The organism is Polaribacter sp. 2305UL8-11, assembly GCF_058147165.1.
This window is the reverse complement of the sequence record NZ_JBYVJW010000053.1, coordinates 1-266: the sequence shown is the minus strand read 5'-3', so window position 1 is coordinate 266 and position 266 is coordinate 1. Positions and strand designations below refer to the sequence as shown.

General features: G+C 48.5%; 1 protein-coding gene. It reads left to right on the top strand.

Going from position 1 to position 266, the window contains the following annotated elements:
• On the top strand, window positions 1–266 hold a 266-nt coding region (locus ACY2RW_RS16180; protein WP_490123767.1), incomplete at both ends, for a hypothetical protein.

The window sequence follows — 266 nt, the reverse complement described above, 5'->3', positions numbered from 1 at the left end:
CGCAGCCAGCCTGATCCGGCAGGTTAGGAATTTCTGGCAGAAACAAAATATTAATTACACGCCCGCGGAAATTCGCCTGCGTTACAGCTCCAGTAATCGTGATGAACTGGGAGGAGTGATGTCCCGCCTGATCAAGGATCAGTTCCTGGCAGGAAAGATAGATGACTATCTGCTGGATGCAGTGACCAAAACAGTCAATTCACTGGCTTATCTGGCTTATGACATTGAAACTCCGAATCCGGGACAGCTGGCCACAGTCAAAATTA